At 55.9% G+C, this 14,025-nt stretch carries 13 protein-coding genes; 7 read left to right on the top strand and 6 right to left on the bottom strand.

Going from position 1 to position 14,025, the window contains the following annotated elements:
• Positions 1–242 precede the first annotated feature (242 nt).
• From WMQ00_RS11780 to WMQ00_RS11760, 5 genes are all read left to right on the top strand, one after another.
• Positions 243–1,274, top strand: a complete 1,032-nt coding sequence (locus tag WMQ00_RS11780; RefSeq protein ID WP_316328279.1) for an ABC transporter substrate-binding protein — start codon at positions 243–245, stop codon at positions 1,272–1,274.
• Positions 1,275–1,306: 32 nt separating this feature from the next.
• Positions 1,307–2,923 (top strand): ABC transporter permease, encoded by a 1,617-nt coding sequence (locus tag WMQ00_RS11775; protein ID WP_023027830.1) that lies wholly within the window; start codon positions 1,307–1,309, stop codon positions 2,921–2,923.
• A 1-nt stretch (position 2,924) separates the two neighbouring features.
• Entirely contained in the window at positions 2,925–3,953 is a 1,029-nt protein-coding gene (locus tag WMQ00_RS11770) for an ABC transporter ATP-binding protein (RefSeq protein ID WP_316328275.1), read from the top strand.
• A gap of 192 nt (positions 3,954–4,145) precedes the next feature.
• Positions 4,146–4,574 carry an OsmC family protein gene (locus WMQ00_RS11765; protein WP_023022004.1) on the top strand — a complete coding sequence of 143 codons (429 nt, stop codon included), beginning with the start codon at positions 4,146–4,148 and terminating at the stop codon, positions 4,572–4,574.
• A 113-nt stretch (positions 4,575–4,687) separates the two neighbouring features.
• A complete protein-coding gene (locus tag WMQ00_RS11760) occupies positions 4,688–5,680 on the top strand; it encodes a DUF1906 domain-containing protein (protein WP_023022005.1) in 993 nt (330 codons plus the stop codon).
• A gap of 2 nt (positions 5,681–5,682) precedes the next feature.
• Here the strand turns inward: WMQ00_RS11760 and WMQ00_RS11755 are convergent, their stop codons facing one another.
• The 6 genes from WMQ00_RS11755 to WMQ00_RS11730 all read right to left on the bottom strand — a co-directional run bounded on the left by WMQ00_RS11755 (position 5,683) and on the right by WMQ00_RS11730 (position 11,758).
• On the bottom strand, positions 5,683–6,729 hold the full coding sequence (locus tag WMQ00_RS11755; protein WP_023022006.1) for a hypothetical protein: 1,047 nt from the start codon (positions 6,727–6,729) through the stop codon (positions 5,683–5,685).
• Positions 6,730–6,768: 39 nt separating this feature from the next.
• Positions 6,769–8,412: a solute symporter family protein gene (locus tag WMQ00_RS11750; RefSeq protein WP_023022007.1), complete on the bottom strand. Its 1,644-nt coding sequence runs from the start codon at positions 8,410–8,412 to the stop codon at positions 6,769–6,771.
• Entirely contained in the window at positions 8,412–8,759 is a 348-nt protein-coding gene (locus WMQ00_RS11745; protein WP_023022008.1) for a DUF485 domain-containing protein, read from the bottom strand. The genes WMQ00_RS11750 and WMQ00_RS11745 overlap by 1 nt, the downstream gene beginning before the upstream one ends.
• A gap of 291 nt (positions 8,760–9,050) precedes the next feature.
• On the bottom strand, positions 9,051–9,914 hold the full coding sequence (locus WMQ00_RS11740) for an aldo/keto reductase (RefSeq protein ID WP_200287976.1): 864 nt from the start codon (positions 9,912–9,914) through the stop codon (positions 9,051–9,053).
• A gap of 68 nt (positions 9,915–9,982) precedes the next feature.
• A complete protein-coding gene (locus tag WMQ00_RS11735) occupies positions 9,983–10,342 on the bottom strand; it encodes an FKBP-type peptidyl-prolyl cis-trans isomerase (RefSeq protein ID WP_005323855.1) in 360 nt (119 codons plus the stop codon).
• A gap of 123 nt (positions 10,343–10,465) precedes the next feature.
• A complete protein-coding gene (locus WMQ00_RS11730) occupies positions 10,466–11,758 on the bottom strand; it encodes a citrate synthase (protein ID WP_023022010.1) in 1,293 nt (430 codons plus the stop codon).
• Between the two features lie 159 nt (positions 11,759–11,917).
• On the opposite strand from WMQ00_RS11730, the gene serC reads away from it, so the two are divergent.
• A complete protein-coding gene (serC, locus tag WMQ00_RS11725) occupies positions 11,918–13,036 on the top strand; it encodes a phosphoserine transaminase (RefSeq protein ID WP_200287977.1) in 1,119 nt (372 codons plus the stop codon).
• A 113-nt stretch (positions 13,037–13,149) separates the two neighbouring features.
• Positions 13,150–14,025: a septation protein SepH gene (gene sepH / locus WMQ00_RS11720; RefSeq protein ID WP_023022012.1), complete on the top strand. Its 876-nt coding sequence runs from the start codon at positions 13,150–13,152 to the stop codon at positions 14,023–14,025.

Below are 14,025 nucleotides of genomic sequence, written 5' to 3'. Positions count from 1 at the left end.
ATCCTCGGCGGCGCAACCCCACGTGAAATACTTAACGAACTATTCAAGCGTGGCGCATCCACCGCTTGATTCCGCCTTTCATTCAGTCTTGTATGAGGATTTTTAACCGCGCCGCCCTCCAAATCACCCGCTCAGGGAGTCAAAAATTAACTGCGAATTCACGTCGATCCCAAGTTTCCTTAACTTCGGAACAGTTAGATAAAGACTCCTGATCACTACTCTCTCTGGAGGAAATTCCCCAAATGAAGCCTAGGCACTCTTCTCTTACTGCTGTAGTTCTTGCTTCAACTGTACTTCTTACCTCGTGCGGTGAGCCTACATCCAAGAATGAAGATACGCAGGCAGAAAGCGGTTCAACTTCGATCACCGTCTACACCTCAGAGCCGGAAGAAAAGGTCGATGAGATCAATGCGGCCTTCAATGAAGAGTTTCCTGATATCGAGGTCAAGGTGTACCGCGCGGGCACCGGAGATTTGAACGCACGCATATCTTCAGAGAAAAAATCTGGTGACATCCAAGCGGATGTTTTCTGGGCAGCCGATGCACCTACCTTTGAAAACTATGCCGACGATGGTGACCTCATCCAGCTTGCCAATGTTGATTCCAACAACATCATCGACGAAGCCAAGGACGACGAGAATTTTTATGTCGGTACGCGCATTATCCCTACGGTAATTGCCTATAACACCGACGAACTTGCAGAAGGCGAAGCCCCGAGGTCGTGGGCAGATCTAACTGATCCGAAATATAAGGACAAACTCATCATGCCGAACCCGGCGGTCTCTGGCGCGGCGGCATTCAATGCCTCGGCGTGGAAGAACAATTCAGATCTCGGCGAAACTTGGCTCGAAGATCTCGGCCAGAACTCCCCGATGATCGCAGAGTCCAATGGTCCCACTTCCCAAGAAATCGCCTCCGGGTCACGGCCCGTAGGTGTAGTCGTCGATTATCTAGTGCGAGACCTAGCGGACAAGGGTTCCCCTGTCGCTCTTTCCTACCCTTCCGAGGGAGCACCGTATATTTCTGAACCTGCGGGTGTATTCAAAGATTCCAAAAAACAAGAAGCAGCACAAAAGTACATCAACTTCCTACTTTCGAAAAAGGCACAAAAAATCGCAGTCGAGCAGTCGTATCTTCCAGTGCGCAAGGACGTGGGAACTCCAGCAGCCACCCCAGAACTTGAAGACATTGAACTCATGGACCAAGACCTAGAGAAAATTACCAAGGATAAAAACGCCGCCGTCGAAGCTTTTCAAAAAGCAGTTTCTTCCTAGTCCCCGTCTGTTCTAATCCCTCCTAGTTCTTGATGGCTCACTTGTTGAAAAATCCCTCCGTATCCGCGCTGCGCGTTGGTGTGTGGTTCATCGCTGTTGGTCTGTTCATTACGCCTTTGGTCCTGGTTGTCTCCCTCGCACTGGGAGGAAACCAAATTCCCACCCTTCTGGAACAAGGGCTCAGCATTGCTACATGGAATTCGCTTTTCACCACGGCGCTTTCGGCGCTTGCTGCCGTCATCATTGGAACCGTTATTGCCATCGCAATAGACCGCACAGATATCTATGGCTCTTCGGTACTGCGGCTCTTCCTACTTTCGCCCCTCTTGGTTCCCCCTTTTATCGGAGCGATTGCCTGGACTCAGCTCTTCGGTCCGAATCAAGGTTTAAATAGACTCATTGGGTTCGAACTTTGGAATATCTACGGCGCAGATGGGGTCATTGCGCTGATGACTATCCACTCTTTTCCCACAGCATACGTAATCATTTCATCGGGCCTGCGCTCAATCTCACCAGATTTTGAACTCGCCGCCCGTGTATCAGGAGCTTCCGTAATAACGGTTCTGCGTACGGTCACCCTTCCCCTCCTTCGCCCTGCGTTGTTGTCAGCGTTTACCCTCACGGCAATTGCTAATCTTGCCGATTTCGGGATTCCCGCGATTATCGGCTCGCCAGCTAGGTTCGAAACCCTGGCAACGATGATTTACCGGTTCATCGATTCTGGCACCGTATCCAACCCCCTGCAGGTAGTCTCCACCATCGGAGTTGTTCTCTTGTTCTTGGGAATCGGCGCCGTCATCATGGACTATCTCACCTCATTAAGAAACTCACCTTCTTCCCATGACTCCGGTAGCCCGGCGCGCTTTTCGCTGCATTCAGCGCGTTGGCCGGTCACAATCATCATGTGGGTGTGCGGACTAGTCATTTCCATTGGCCCAATCCTCGGTTTGGCCTACCGCGCATTGCTACCAGCCCCTGGGATTCCGTTTACATTAGAAACCATTTCGCTGGCGAACTTCACCAATGCTTTGTCCAACCCGCGCGTCATCGACGGGCTAACCAATTCCGCACTTCTCTCAATAACCGCAGCGTTAATCTGCGGCATTCTTGGCTGGGTCATCGGAATATTAGTTTCCCGGACCCATGCACGGGGAAATACGCTTCTAATGCTTTCTACGCTGTTACCGAGCGCCCTGCCAGGACTCATCATCGGTGTAGCCTGGCTTATCGCCGGACGTTATACGGGGTTGTATAACACGATTTGGATAATACTTATTGCCTACGTCTGCGCATTTACCGCACTCGTTGTTCAATCCGTGCGTGCTCCTTTAATAAGTACCCCGACCACAATAGAAGAAGCAGCGCGCATTTCTGGTGCCACGCCCCTCAAGGCGCTCTTTTCAACCGTCGGTGCAATGAGCATTCCAGCGGCGATTTCCGGCGCAGTTCTAGTGGCGGTGACTGCGATTCGAGAGCTAACTATTTCCGTACTACTTGTCGCTCCCGGGACGACAACGCTGGGCGTCCAAGTGTTCAATCTTCAGCAGGCGGGAAATTATAACCAGGCATCGGCTCTATCCCTACTCTTCGCGATCGTCGGCATCGTTGCCCTCGCGCTGACTATTCAGTCCCCTAAGGTAAGGACTTAAAATGGCGAAAATTGCAACTTCACACCTCTCGGTCACTTTTCCGGACGGCACCACTGGCCTACGCGATATCAACCTCTCCATCGAGCCAGGAGAACTCATCGCACTTGTAGGACCGTCAGGCTCCGGTAAATCCACCCTCCTTCGCACCATCGCTGGTTTTATTTCCCCATCATCGGGCGAGCTCGACATCGATGGCAGACAGATGACTTCAACTCCTCCCGAAGAGCGCGGCATTGGTATGGTTTTCCAACAGCACGCGATTTGGCCACACATGTCTGTTAAAGAGAATGTTGGCTATCCGCTACGCCGAGCGAAAGTATCTAAGGCTAAACGCGAAGAGCACATTTCTAAAACTTTGGCCCTCGTAGGGCTGCCGGGATTCGAAGACCGGTCTCCGAACAGTCTTTCTGGCGGACAGCGCCAGCGCGTGGCTCTTGCCAGAGCGATCGTCGCAAGTCCCAAACTTTTGTTACTGGATGAGGCTCTTTCAGCTCTTGACGAACCATTGCGCGATAATTTGCGTCGCGAACTAGTGGCGCTGACGGAAAAACAACGTCTAACCACGGTGCACGTGACCCACGATCGCGCCGAAGCGCTGGCAATTGCAGATAGAGTCGTGGTCCTAGACGGCGGCGAAATCCAACAAATCGCTACCCCGCAACAGCTGCTGGAAAATCCTGCTAGCCCGGCGGTCGCGGCGTTTATTTCGGACGCGACAATTGTTCAAACCACCACTACAGGAGGCTGCGTCGAGTGTCCCACGCTTGGTGTTTCATGGCCTCTGAGCCAAGTAACCGTGCGAGAGGAAGGTACTAAAGCCGCTATCTTGCCGCACCACGCAAAGATTGTGGACGAAGACTATCTAGGCACCACGGTTCCAGCAATAGTGGACTCCGCAATTTTCGAAGGCGACCACTACTCCGTTACCGCCACTCATGAATCTGGAACCATATTCCGCACCACTGCGGACCACAAACCCGCATTGGGACAATCGGTTTGGATTCACTTTTCGCCGCCCTTGATTTTTTAATTCGTCACGTTCCGCGAACTTTTAACAACTCGGCGGTTTCACTGTGATCTCGTTTTCCATGACAGCTGCCCCGCTTTCTGGAACAAGATCCTATGCTCATATTGACCACAAGAAGCGAGGACCGTTGACCATCGAACGATCCTCACCGCCATTTCCTTCTGCGTTTCTCGCTTCTTGCTTAAGCTCTAAGTCATGAGTGAAAGTACTAAACACTACGCCGTAGACCTCACCCGCCTCGACACCGCCCTATACCGAGCTACCAATTCCGCGGGAGCAAGCATTGAGTTTGGCAGTGGCGAGGGGCTCCTCTCCCCTGTTGAACTCTTGCTTGCGGCCGTTGCGGGGTGCTCCGCAGTAGACGTGGACGTGGTGACCTCCCGGCGCGCTGAGCCGGAGTCTTTTGATGTGCATGTAGAAGGCGACCGCGTAAACGAGGATGGTGCATCGCGCCTGTCGGAGGTTCGCGTGGGGTTCAATCTTTCTTTCCCAGATACGTCCGAGGGTAACCAAGCACGCGAGCTGGTGGACAATCTGATTCGCATCTCCCATGAGAAGGACTGCACGGTGTCGCGCACGGTTGAGAATCCCACACGAGTGTTGTTTGGCAATGACTCGAAATAGCACTACGAAGTAAATGCGCGACATGCGCTTTCGCTGCCTCTGGGGCTTTAGACCTCCTGCTATGGTGCAGTTGTTAACTACTGTGACAAATGTGATTACTGCAGGAGCTCAACATGTCACCATCTTTCTCCCGTCGCGGCCTCTTTAAGGTCGGTGCCCTCGCCTTGACCGCGGGCGCTATCGGCGCTGCCGTTCCTAATGCGGCGGCGCTCGGACCGATACGCGGCACCATCATCGATTACTCTGCCGGTGTCCCTTCCCCGCAGGCGATTAAAAAGGCCGGCCATATGGGTGCGATTCGGTACGTCTCCGACAAACGCCCAGACGCAGCGTGGATGGCCGGCAAGCCGGTAACCCTGAAAGAGACCAAGGCCAATGCGGCAGCAGGCCTGCCTACCGCTTCCGTTTACCAGTTTGGCCGCGCGGAGACCGCGGATTGGAAGCAGGGCGCAGCAGGTGCTGCAATTCACGCACCGAAGGCGATTGCGCTGCACAAGAAGGCAGGCGGCCCAACCAACCGCCCTATCTACATTGCTATCGACGATAACCCCACCCGCGAGCAGTACACCCGCCAAATCCGCCCATACCTGCAGGCGTTTTCCAAGACGCTGGAGCTGGCCGGCTACCAGACAGGTGTCTACGGCAATTACAACACCATCGAGTGGGCAATCCAGGATGACATCGGCAAGTATTTCTGGATGCATGACTGGGGCTCTAACGGAAAGATTCACCCGCGCACCACTATTCACCAGCTGCCGCACGGCAAACAGCAGACCATCGGCGGCGTCATCGTAGACGTTAACGAGGTCTACGCCGATGACTGGGGACAGTGGACACCGGGCAAGTCCGCAGCACCTGCACCGGCGAAAAAGCCAGCCACTAAGAAACCACAGCCAAAGACTCAGCCGCAGGCCACGGCGCCGAGCAATGGCTCGTCCGACCTGGTAAATCAGTTGAGCTCGCAGCTACAGAGCAAGCACCCAGAGCTGCCAGAGCTACCGCAGGTAACTGCGGATGGCGTAACTTTCAATGGCAAAACGTTGAGCAACGACCAGATTCGTCAGCTAGCGAAGATCGTCGCAGAAACGGTTGCTAAGGCGAGGTAGTACTACTTTTTAAAGGGCTCGGAGGTTTTCTCTGAGCCTTTCTTTTTATCTGTGGACTTCTTATCGGAGCTGCCTTTATCTTTCTTCTCGGACTTGGTGGACTCGCTGGTAGGTTCCTTCGACGCGGATTTATCCTTCTTCCCTGTGCTGGGTTTTTCGTCCTTATCCTTCTTGCTAGACGAAGTCGTGGAGGTCTCCGAGGTAGTGGTTTCAATCGGTGGGACGTCCTCGCCGTCTTTGTACTTGAGGAAGCGCTCGGTGGCCTTGCCCAGGCTCTTTCCGGTGACCTCATCTTTTACATAGTCAGTAAGCTCATCGGACGAGCCATTGATCGAGGCAGCGGCTACAAAGTTCTCACCAAAAGAGACGGAAGAGTTGATGGACTTATCATTGGACCAGCCCCACTTGCTTCCCACCACGTTAGAGAGCTTTGCGGTGCCATAGTCCTGGCGGTAGCCATCCTCAGAGATGGGATCGGCATGAGCCATGGCTACGAGCACTGGGTGGGTTTCATCGCGCTCGATGAGCTGCGAAATGAAGCTGGCAACGTCATACGTAGAGGTCTGCGAGTAACCCCATTTCTCGCCGGCTTTGGTAGATTCCAACTTGAATTCATCGGCAATGGTGTCGATGGACTCTGGGTATTTTTCAAAGAGGTCTTCGGCAGACTTATCGGAGGAGCTAGCGATCATATCCAGCGCCTCATACTTATCTTCGTACTCGCCCTTTTCCATGACGTAGGTGGCGATATAGAGCTTGATGAGGCTGAGCGCCGGGCGAGCCTCGTGCTCCGAGGCAGAACCCATATGCATGCCATCATGCAGCCGAATATAGGTAACAGAGCGCCCCTCATCGCCTTCTAGAAACTCATTGATTTCTGGTGGGACGTCGCGGTTGGTGTCTGTTAATCCCGAAGGGGCGTCGGCAAGCGCGCCGCTATCACTCTCGCTGTTACTGCACGCGGTGGCGGTCAAGGCGAGCATACATACGGCTAAAGCGGCACCAGCCTTGGCTGATGCCGCCTTGCGAGTCAACGACGTTCTAAACACGTCGATACATGTTACCGGTTGAGTGCACTATCTAGGCAATTAATGCTGGACGGGTGCCTCCACCCCTACGCCGGTAAGCGAGCGGACTTCCATTTCTGCAGAAAGCTCCTCCAAGTCGTCTGGCTTGGTCATGATGGAGACCAACCAGCCGACAAAGAAGGACAGCGGAATGGATACCAGCCCCGGCGAGGAGAGCGAGAAGATAGCCCAGTCCGCGCCCGAGAACATGGAGGTCTCAGAACCGGAGACTGCTGGGGAGAAGAAGATGAGCACCAAGCAGGACACCACGCCGGTATACATGGAGGCCACCGCGCCTGCGGTATTGAAGCGACGCCAGTACAGGGAGTACAAGATAGTCGGCAGGTTGGCAGAAGCCGCAACCGCGAAAGCCAAGGAGACCAAAAACGCCACGTTCTGGGTCATGGCCAGAATGCCCAAGATGATAGCCACGATGCCAAGGACCACCACGGTGGCCTGGGAAACGCGAACTTGCTCGGCTTCTGTGGACTTACCATTGCGGATGACCGCATGGTAAATATCGTGCGCGATGGATGCCGAGGCGGTAATGGCCAGGCCAGCAACCACGGCAAGCACGGTGGCGAAGGCCACTGCGGAAATAACCGCCATGAAGATAGAGCCGCCAATCTCCAGCGCAAGCAGTGGTGCCGCGGCATTAGCCCCGCCCGGCGCGGCGAGGATGCGGTCCGGACCGACCAAGGCGGCGGCGCCGTATCCCAGGACCAAGGTCATCAGATAGAAGGCGCCGATGATGACAATCGCCCAGGTAACAGAACGGCGGGCTTCAGTAGCGGTAGGCACGGTGTAGAAGCGCATCAACACGTGCGGCAGGCCGCCCACACCAAGCACCAGCGAAATGCCCAAGGAGATGAAATCCAGCTTGGTGGCGGTGGTGGCGCCGTATTTCAGGCCAGGGGCCATGATGTCTTTAGCTTCATAGCCCTTCTCCTTAATCTGTTCAGAGGCGGCGTGCATATCAATGGCGTTGTTAAACAGCGCGCTAAATCCACCGCGCAGTGCAATGAATACCAAGAAGCACATGATGACTACGCCGGCTACTAGGAGCACAGCCTTGATCATCTGAACGTAGGTGGTGCCTTTCATGCCACCGACCAATACATAGACAATCATGAGCACACCAACGATGCCCACGACGACCGCCTGCCACTTAAAATCGTGGATATCCAGCAGCACGGCCACTAGAGAACCAGCGCCTGCCATCTGTGCGATGAGATAGAAGAGCGTGACAAAGAGGGTGGCGATGGACGCCGCTACGCGCACGGGCTTCTGCTTCAAACGGAAAGACAAGACATCCGCCATGGTGAAGCGGCCCACGTTACGCATGGGCTCAGCGACGAGCATGAGTGCTACCAGCCAGGCAACAAAGAAGCCGACTGAGTACAAAAAGCCGTCGTAGCCATTGAGCGCCACAGCACCAACGATGCCCAGGAACGATGCCGCGGAAAGGTAGTCACCAGAGATGGCTAGGCCGTTTTGTCGGCCGGAGAAGGTGCCGCCGCCGGTATAAAAGTCCGAGGCTTTCTTCGTGGTCTTTCCGGCGCGCAGCACCACCGCCATGGTGATGAAAAGGAAGATGCCGAAAATGGAGATATTCAAGATGGGATTGCCAGCGGAAGATTCGGCGGCGAGGGTGGTGGTAATCATTACATGCCCTCCAGCTCTTCACGGATGGCGGCCGACTTAGGCTCGATATTCTTATTGGCATACTTCACGTAGATCCACGTGATAATGAAGGTGGTGAGGAACTGGGCTAGGCCGAAAACCAGTCCGATATTCCAGCCGCCACCAAGCTCGATTGCCATAAAGCCAGGGGCAAACACGGCAGCTAGAACGTAGACCACGTACCACACAAAGAAGGCCACGGTCATGGGAAAAGTAAAACTCCGGTAGGTACGGCGCAGCTCGCCGAATTCGGCGGAGTCGCGCATCGCGATGAACTCGCTACCGGTGGGTTCGCGGCGCGAGACAGGAGTTGCAGCTACGTCACTCATAGAGCTTCGTCTCCTTGGGTGAGAGGAACTTAGGTCACACGAGATAGTGTGTTATTAATCACTATCCATGTTTCCATGTAAGTTACCGAACATTTTCTGCAAGGTTGTGAACTCTGCCAAGAAAACACCTCACCTCTCCACCCTTTCAAGCTGATAGGTTCCGCCGAGCTGGATCAACGTCTTTAGCCAACTACCCCCATCGGTGGAAACAACCCCCCTTTTGCGAAGATTGTTAACAGCCGCTTGACAAAAGAAAAGCCCCCGGTGAGGGGGCTTAAACTGCGGGTGAGACTATTCCTCGTCGCCAGGGAACTCGCGCGGGTCATTAAACATGCGACCAAAGCCCTCCTGGCCTTCCAGGGCATCGATGGCGGATACTTCCTCCGCCGTAAGCTCCAACTCGGTGGAAGCGAGGTTTTCCTTTAGCCGCTCGGTGCGCGCGGACTTCGGGATCACGGACATCCCCTTAGACATGAGATAAGCCAGCACAACCTGTCCCTCGGTGGCCTCATGGTCAGCGGCAGCTTGCTCAATCACTGGGTTATTGAGCACTACCCCGCGTGCCAACGGGGCCCATGCCTCGGTGACGATGTCATTATCGTGATGGAAAGCGCGCAAACCGGACTGCGTAAAGCCCGGGTGAATCTCCACCTGGTTAAGCACCGGAGAAATACCGGTGGTGGAAATCAAGTCCTTGAGCACGTCCTCGTAGAAGTTGGCCACGCCGATGGACGCAATCTGACCCATACCCTGCAGGCGGGCGATAGCCTCAAAGGTCTCGTTGTATAGGCCACCCTGCGGCCACGGCCAGTGGATGAGATACAGGTCAAGATAGTCCAGCTGCAGATCCTTCAGCGACTGCTGGAATGCCTCTTCTACCTTGTGCGCACCGTGGTGGGAATGCCAGACCTTGGAAGTAACAAAGAGCTCATCACGGGTGACATCGCCGGCATCCATTGCCTGCTTGAGGGCGGTGCCTACCGCCTCTTCATTCTTGTACAGCGTAGCGGTATCGAAGTGGCGGTAGCCCAAATCGATGGCCTCACGGATAACGCGGATGCATTCCTCGTCATAGAGCTTGTACGTACCTAGGCCCAGCTGGGGCATTTCGCGGTCATCATTAAAAGTTACGGTTGGCACAGTCATGCCCTCCATTGTGCCGCAGTTTTTAAAGCCGCGCCGAAAACGACGAATCCCCAGGGCGAACCTGGGGTTGAGCGCTTTTAGTCGGCGCGGATGAGGTCAATGATGAAGACCAAGGTGCGGCCGGATAGCGGGTGCGCACCGCCGGCAGGACCATAGGCCTTTTCCGGCGGAATGATGAGCTTGCGACGGCCGCCCACCTTCATTCCCGGAATGCCCTCCTGCCAGCCGGCAATGAGACCGGTCAGTGGGAACTCGATGGACTGGCCACGGTCCCACGAGGAATCGAATTCTTGGTTGGTCTCGTATTCAGCGCCGACGTAGTGGACCTCCACTACGGCACCAGGCTGTGCCTCAGCACCGTCGCCGACGACGATGTCTTCTACGACAAGGTCCGTCGGCGCTGGGCCAGACTGGGCTTCAATAACAGGCTTATCCATGGGGATTATTCTCCTTGGGAAATCTAGTTTGTTCGTGCGGTCGCATTAAAAACCGAACCGAGCTGCACCTATTATAGGTGCTACCACCCGATTCGGCTTAATTCGGCGAACCCGCGGGGCGCTTTAGCGCTCGTTACGTGGGGTAACCTTACGCAGGGACTCGCCGGTGTAGATCTGGCGCGGACGGTTGATCTTGGTGTTGATCTCCAGCTGCTCGCGGTACTGAGCAATCCAGCCCGGCAGGCGGCCGATAGCAAAGAGGACGGTGAAGAAGTCCGTCGGGAAGCCCATGGCGCGGTAGATCAGGCCGGTGTAGAAGTCCACGTTCGGGTAGAGCTTGCGGGAGACAAAGTAGTCATCGTTCAGCGCAATCTCTTCCAGCTTCATGGCCAGATCCAGCATCGGGTCGCCACCCAAGTGATCGATGATCTCGTGTGCGGTCTCCTTGACGATGGCAGCGCGTGGGTCGTAGTTCTTGTACACGCGGTGGCCGAAGCCCATGAGGCGAACGCCCTTTTCCTTATTCTTCACGCGGTTCATGAAGTCGGTAGCGTCACCATCGTGGTTGTTCTGGATATCTTCCAACATCTCCAGAACGGCTTGGTTTGCACCACCGTGCAGTGGGCCGGACAGAGCGTTAATGCCGCCAGCAATAGAGACGAACATGTTCGCCTGCGCGGAACCAATCATGCGCACGGTGGAAGTAGAGCAGTTCTGCTCGTGGTCAGCGTGCAGAATGAGCAGCTTATCCAGGGCCTTAGCTACGACCGGGTCAACCTCGTATTCCTCGGTTGGGTAGCCAAACATCATGCGCAAGAAGTTCTCGCGGGCGTTCAGGCTATTATCCGGGTACATATAAGGCTTACCCTGGGAAGCTCGGTAGGCATAGGCGGCCAGCATTGGCACCTTAGCCAGCAGGCGAACGGTTGCCTTATCCAGCTGCTCTGGGTCCAGCGGGTTGAGCTGGTCCTGGTAGTAAGCGGAGAGAATGTTAAGGGAGGAAGCTAGCACCGCCATCGGGTGTGCGTTGCGCGGGAAGATGTTGAACGCGGCCTTGAAATCCTCATCCAGCAGGGTGTGGTGGCGAATTTCCTTATTAAAGTGGCTGAGCTCTTCCTCGTTGGGCAGGTGACCCTTGATCAGGAGGTAAGAAACTTCGTTGAAGGAAGCATTTTCTGCAAGGTCTGCAATGTCGTAGCCACGGTGGCGCAGGATGCCCTCTTCACCATTAATGAAGGTGATCTTGGACTCGGTGGAACCGGTGGAGGTGTAACCAGGGTCGAAGGTAACAAGTCCGGTTTCGTTACGGAGCTTGGAGATGTCAAAGCCGGAGTCACCCTCGGTGGACTGCTTGATGTCCATCTCGTACTCGCCGCCTGGGTACTGGAGCACTACTTTGTTGTCTTCAGAAGCCACGGAAGTTCCTTTCTCTTTGTGAGAGTCATTATTAGGCACTAACTTAAAGAAGCTAGTTGGATAGCTCTTCACAGTTTAGCAAACTTTGTGACGCCGCCTACAAGTTTCGGTCGACTAAAATAACTGCCGTTCGACCGGAACTGTCCTACACTGACACTCATGAGCACTCCAGAACTTACGCTGCCCGCCCATCTCCTGCCTGCCGACGGCCGCTTTGGCTGTGGCCCCTCCAAGGTTCGCCCCGACCAGCTTGCAGCCATAGAACCTGCAGTCATGGGCACCTCCCACCGCAAGCCAGCGGTCAAAAACCTCGTAGGTTCGGTACGGGAAGGATTAAGCGCTCTCTTCTCGTTGCCAGAAGGCTACGAAATTGTCCTCTCTGTGGGCGGCGCCACCGCTTTCTGGGATGCCGCCACTTTCGGACTCATTGAACGCCACTCCGCGCACCTTACCTTTGGCGAGTTTTCCACTAAGTTTGCAAAGTCTGCCGCGGGTGCCCCTTGGCTTGATGCCCCGTCCATCGTGGAGGCTCCCGCGGGCACCGTGCCCGACGTAGGCGATCTCTCCGCGGAGGCGGACGTGGTTGCTTGGGCGCATAATGAAACCTCCACCGGTGCGATGGCAGAGGTCACCCGCCCACACCCGCGCAACGACCAACAATTGGTGGTTGTAGACGCCACCTCTGGGGCAGGCGGCCTGCCGGTAAATATCGCCGACACGGACGTCTACTACTTCTCGCCGCAGAAATGCTTTGCCTCTGACGGCGGCCTGTGGCTAGCCGCCATGTCCCCCGCCGCCCTGGAGCGGATTGAAAGGATCAACGCCTCTGAGCGCTATATCCCTAATTTCCTCAACCTTCAAACCGCAGTGGATAACTCGCGCAAGAACCAGACCTATAACACCCCGGCGATTGCCACCCTGCTCATGCTGGATAACCAAATCCAGTGGATGAATGAGAACGGAGGCTTGGACGGCATGGTAGAGCGCACCACGCAGTCCTCTACTAACCTGTACCGCTGGGCCGAATCCCGCCCAGAGGCCACTCCATTCGTCGCACATCCTGCTTCTCGTTCGCTCGTGGTGGGCACTATCGACTTTGCAGCCTCCGTCGATGCCGCAGCGCTCGCCGCCACCCTGCGCGCCAACGGCATCGTGGACGTGGAACCGTACCGCAAGCTGGGCCGCAACCAACTGCGCATCGGCATGTTCCCCGCCATTGATCCGGAGGATATCGCTAAGCTCACCCAGTGCATTGACTACGTCTTGGATGCAAAGTAACGCATCACTCACTCAACATGCCCCGCCGCCTCGCAGGCCGTGGGGCTTTTCACGTTATAGTTGAATGCATCACAGAATTGTCCGCCGTCGATAGGCAAAAGGAGCGCCCTATTATGCGCGAGCTGTTCCCAGTTGACAGCGAATCGACTGAAACCTCTTTGGTGCTGCGCACCGAAGACGGCGAAGAGTTTTTCCTCTCCATCACCGATGAACTGCGCGAGGTCCTGCAGGGTGAGCAGCAGGAAACCCCGGAAGAAGAGCCGGCGGCTCCCGCCATCAGCCTTGCCAAGCCCGCCAAACCGGAGCCGGTTGAAGAGGCAAAGATTCGCCCGGCGGAGATCCAAAACCGCATCCGCGCCGGTGCCTCCGCGGCGGAAGTGGCGGAAGAAATGGGCGTGCCCGAGTCCCGCATTGAACCCTTCGCCTACCCGGTCATGCTGGAGCGCAACCGCATCGCGGAGATTGCCAAGCAGGCTCACCCGGTACGCGAGGACGGCCCAGCCAAGCTCACCCTGTGGGAGGTTCTTGCTACCGCCTTTGCCGCTCGCGGACACTCACTGTCCGAGTCCACCTGGGACGCCTACCGCCACCAGGGCGAGGCCTGGATCGTGCGCGTGACGTGGAAGGCCGGCCTGTCCGAGAACGAAGCCGAGTGGTACTTCAAGCAGTCCATGTCCTCGCCCGCCACGGTGGAGGCCCGCAACTCGGTGGCCGCAGACCTAACGGACCCGGACTTCGTACAGCCGGTGCGCTCGCTGACCTCGTTGGGCAGTGGCCGCTACGACGAAGCTATCGACGGCGATCAGCCCAGCAACGTCACTGACCTCACTGCGCCAACCACCCCGCCGGAAGAGCCCGAGGAAGAGGAGTTCCTACAGAACCCCTCCCCGGAAGAAAAGCCCGCCAAGCGCCGCCGCAAGGCCGTCACTCCGCATTGGGAGGACGTACTACTCGGCGTTCGCTCCAATACCAAGCGCCCTAGGGACTAA

This window comes from Corynebacterium sp. KPL2825 (genome assembly GCF_037908445.1).
Lineage (GTDB): Bacteria > Actinomycetota > Actinomycetes > Mycobacteriales > Mycobacteriaceae > Corynebacterium > Corynebacterium kefirresidentii.
This window is presented reverse-complemented; position numbering and strand designations above follow the sequence as displayed.

Excerpts from the sequence above, each read along its gene's own strand:
- WMQ00_RS11780 (WP_316328279.1), top strand. The coding sequence starts at position 243 with ATGAAGCCTAGGCACTCTTCTCTTACTGCTGTAGTTCTTGCTTCAACT.
- WMQ00_RS11775 (WP_023027830.1), top strand. The coding sequence starts at position 1,307 with ATGGCTCACTTGTTGAAAAATCCCTCCGTATCCGCGCTGCGCGTTGGT.
- WMQ00_RS11770 (WP_316328275.1), top strand. The coding sequence starts at position 2,925 with ATGGCGAAAATTGCAACTTCACACCTCTCGGTCACTTTTCCGGACGGC.
- WMQ00_RS11765 (WP_023022004.1), top strand. The coding sequence starts at position 4,146 with ATGAGTGAAAGTACTAAACACTACGCCGTAGACCTCACCCGCCTCGAC.
- WMQ00_RS11760 (WP_023022005.1), top strand. The coding sequence starts at position 4,688 with ATGTCACCATCTTTCTCCCGTCGCGGCCTCTTTAAGGTCGGTGCCCTC.
- WMQ00_RS11750 (WP_023022007.1), bottom strand. The coding sequence starts at position 8,412 with ATGATTACCACCACCCTCGCCGCCGAATCTTCCGCTGGCAATCCCATC.
- WMQ00_RS11745 (WP_023022008.1), bottom strand. The coding sequence starts at position 8,759 with ATGAGTGACGTAGCTGCAACTCCTGTCTCGCGCCGCGAACCCACCGGT.
- WMQ00_RS11740 (WP_200287976.1), bottom strand. The coding sequence starts at position 9,914 with ATGGAGGGCATGACTGTGCCAACCGTAACTTTTAATGATGACCGCGAA.
- WMQ00_RS11735 (WP_005323855.1), bottom strand. The coding sequence starts at position 10,342 with ATGGATAAGCCTGTTATTGAAGCCCAGTCTGGCCCAGCGCCGACGGAC.
- serC (WP_200287977.1), top strand. The coding sequence starts at position 11,918 with ATGAGCACTCCAGAACTTACGCTGCCCGCCCATCTCCTGCCTGCCGAC.
- sepH (WP_023022012.1), top strand. The coding sequence starts at position 13,150 with ATGCGCGAGCTGTTCCCAGTTGACAGCGAATCGACTGAAACCTCTTTG.